Consider the following 2,505-nt stretch of genomic DNA (forward strand, 5'->3'; position numbering starts at 1 on the left):
GACGTGTCCACGGCCAGCGACCTGACCCCGCAGGAGCGGCAGGTCGTCGCGCTGGTCCGGCAGGGCCTGGCCAACCGCGACGTCGCCGCGCAGCTGTTCGTCAGCCCCCGCACGGTCGACTTCCACCTGCGCAACGTCTTCCCCAAGCTCGGCGTCACCTCCCGCACCGAGCTCGCCGCGCTCCCCCTGGACCTCTGACCCGAGGAGCCCGGTCGGGTCCCGGCGACCGACCTGGCGGTTCTGCCGGCGTGAGGCCGCCGGCGGGCTCCTAGCGTCCGAGCCGCCCCCAGCCCGGACCGAGGAGACCCCATGACCCGCGCGACCGCCGCCGCCCCGGACCTCGCGACCCGCCGCGCCGACGGCGTGCGCGGCGTGCTCGCCCGCCGCTGGCCGGCCGCGCTCGGTGCCGTCGCGGCCGCCAACGGCTTCGCGCTCGTCGCCCGGCTGCCCGAGCCCGCGCAGGCCTGGACCAGCGCGTGGTGCGTGCTGCTGGCCGCGGTCGTCTACCTGACCTGGGGCACCGCCCGCGGCGACCTGGGCGACCGGCGGCTGCTGACCGCGCAGACCGCGGCGGTGCTCGGCTTCGGCGCGGTGGCCCTCGCCGCGGTCGCCGTCGAGCCCGCCGCGGCCCGCTACGTGCTGGCCGCGGGCTGGCTCGGCCACGCCGCCTGGGACGTCGCCCACCACCGCCTCGGCCGGGTCGTGCCGCGCTGGTACGCCGAGACCTGCCTGGTCGCCGACCTCGTCGTCGCCGCCGCCCTGCTCACCGTCGGCCTCGGCTGACCGCACCCGCCCCTCCGCCCGCCCTGCCCCGCCCCGTCAGGAGACGCCATGACCCTCCCCACCTCCTCCGCGGACCGGCCCCTCGACGTGCTCGTCGTCGGCGCCGGCCAGGCCGGCCTCGCCCTCGGCGCCCACCTCACCTCCCGCGACGCGGACTTCGTGCTCGTCGACGCCGGCCCCGAGATCGGCGCCGCGTGGCGCAGCCGCTGGGACTCGCTGCGGCTGTTTAGCCCCGCCCGGTACGACTCGCTGCCCGGCCTGCCGTTCCCCGCCCCGGCCGACAGCCACCCGGGCAAGGACGACGTCGCCGACTACCTGGCCGCCTACGCCGCCCACTTCGCCCTGCCGGTCCGGCTCGACACCCCGGTGACCCGGCTGCACCGAGAGGCCGACGGCACCTTCACGGCCACCACCCCGACCGGGACGCTGCGCGCCCGCCAGGTCGTGGTCGCCACCGGCCCGTTCCAGACCCCGCACGTGCCCGCCCTCGCCGCCCGGCTGGACCCGGACGTGCCGCAGCTGCACAGCGCCGAGTACCGCAACCCCGCCCAGCTGCCCGGCGCCGGCCGCGTGCTCGTCGTCGGCGCGGCCAACTCCGGCCTGCAGATCGCCGCCGAGCTCGTCGCCACCCAGCCGGTCACCGTCGCGGTCGGCACCCGGCCGACCGAGCTGCCCCAGCGCATCGCCGGCCGCGACCTGTTCGACTGGCTCGACGCGGTCGGCTTCTTCACCGTGCCCGCGCACACCCGCATCGCCCGCCGGCTGCGCGCCCGCGGCGACCTCGTCATCGGCACCCGCAGCCGCGCGCTGCGCCGGCGCGGGGTCGACCTCCGTCCGCGGCTGACCGACCTGACCGGCTCCACCGCCGTCTTCGCCGACGGCAGCACCGTCGACGTCGACGCCGTCGTGTGGGCGACCGGCTACCGGCCCGACCACTCGTGGCTGCACGTGCCCGGCGTCCTCGACGACGCCGGCGCGATCCGGCACACCGCCGGGGTCACCGACGTGCCCGGGCTGTACGTCCTCGGCCAGCCCTGGCAGACCTGCCGCGGCTCGGCGCTGCTCGGCTTCGTCGGCGCCGACGCCGCCGCGCTGGCCGACCGGATGGCCGCCGCCGCGGGACGGCCCTGGACCGGCTCCCGTCCCCCGGTCGCGACCCGGTGAGCACGCTCTCCGGCGCCGGGCGCGCACCGGCGTCGCTGGGCGCCGCGCTCGCCGACGGCGTGCGCACCCTGTTGCTGCCGGTGGCCTGGCTGGTCGCGCTGGTCGTGTGCTGGACGCTGACCGGCGCGACCGGGTGGGTGCCGGCCGGAGCCGCCGTCGCGGTCTGGGCCGCCGGCACCGCGACGTGGCTGCGCCGGCAGGCGTGGTCCCGGGCACCGGTCCACCTGGTGACCTGGGTGGTGCCGACGGCGCTGCTGACGCCGTTGACCGCCCTCGGCTGGCTGCCGGCCGACGGGCTGGTCCTGTGGAGCCCGCTGACCACGGTGCTGGCGGCCCTGGCGGTGACGCCGCAGCCGCCCGCTACAGGTCCAGGGGGAGGGCGGTGAGCTCGGTGCGGGAGCTGACGCCGAGCTTGGCGTAGCAGTTGCGCAGGTGGAAGTCGACCGTGCGGGGGCTGACGAACAGCTGCGCGGCGACGTCGCGGTTGGCCAGGCCGCGGCGGACCAGCGCGGCGACCTGCCGCTCCTGCGGGGTCAGGTCGCTGGCCGTGGACACGTC

The 2,505-nt window shown here is 78.1% G+C and carries 5 protein-coding genes; 4 read left to right on the forward strand and 1 reads right to left on the reverse strand.

Annotated features, from left to right (window positions below; translation table 11 throughout):
• From CHC04_RS23300 to CHC04_RS23315, 4 genes are all read left to right on the forward strand, one after another.
• A partial coding sequence (locus CHC04_RS23300; RefSeq protein WP_141233904.1) for a helix-turn-helix domain-containing protein occupies nucleotides 1–198 on the forward strand: 198 nt, incomplete at its 5' end.
• Nucleotides 199–309: 111 nt separating this feature from the next.
• Nucleotides 310–783, forward strand: coding sequence for a DUF6010 family protein (locus tag CHC04_RS23305; RefSeq protein ID WP_089406349.1), 474 nt, complete (start codon nucleotides 310–312; stop codon nucleotides 781–783).
• A 48-nt stretch (nucleotides 784–831) separates the two neighbouring features.
• A complete protein-coding gene (locus tag CHC04_RS23310) occupies nucleotides 832–1,947 on the forward strand; it encodes a flavin-containing monooxygenase (protein ID WP_089406350.1) in 1,116 nt (371 codons plus the stop codon).
• Nucleotides 1,944–2,333 carry a hypothetical protein gene (locus CHC04_RS23315; protein ID WP_089406351.1) on the forward strand — a complete coding sequence of 130 codons (390 nt, stop codon included), beginning with the start codon at nucleotides 1,944–1,946 and terminating at the stop codon, nucleotides 2,331–2,333. Before CHC04_RS23310 ends, CHC04_RS23315 begins: the two co-directional genes overlap by 4 nt.
• Here CHC04_RS23315 and CHC04_RS23320 read toward each other — a convergent pair.
• On the reverse strand, nucleotides 2,308–2,505 hold a 198-nt coding region (locus CHC04_RS23320), incomplete at its 5' end, for a helix-turn-helix domain-containing protein (RefSeq protein ID WP_141233905.1). The genes CHC04_RS23315 and CHC04_RS23320 overlap by 26 nt on opposite strands.

The organism is Geodermatophilus saharensis (assembly GCF_900188205.1).
GTDB classification, from domain to species: Bacteria; Actinomycetota; Actinomycetes; order Mycobacteriales; family Geodermatophilaceae; genus Geodermatophilus; species Geodermatophilus saharensis.

Excerpts from the sequence above, each read along its gene's own strand:
- CHC04_RS23305 (WP_089406349.1), top strand. The coding sequence starts at position 310 with ATGACCCGCGCGACCGCCGCCGCCCCGGACCTCGCGACCCGCCGCGCC.
- CHC04_RS23310 (WP_089406350.1), top strand. The coding sequence starts at position 832 with ATGACCCTCCCCACCTCCTCCGCGGACCGGCCCCTCGACGTGCTCGTC.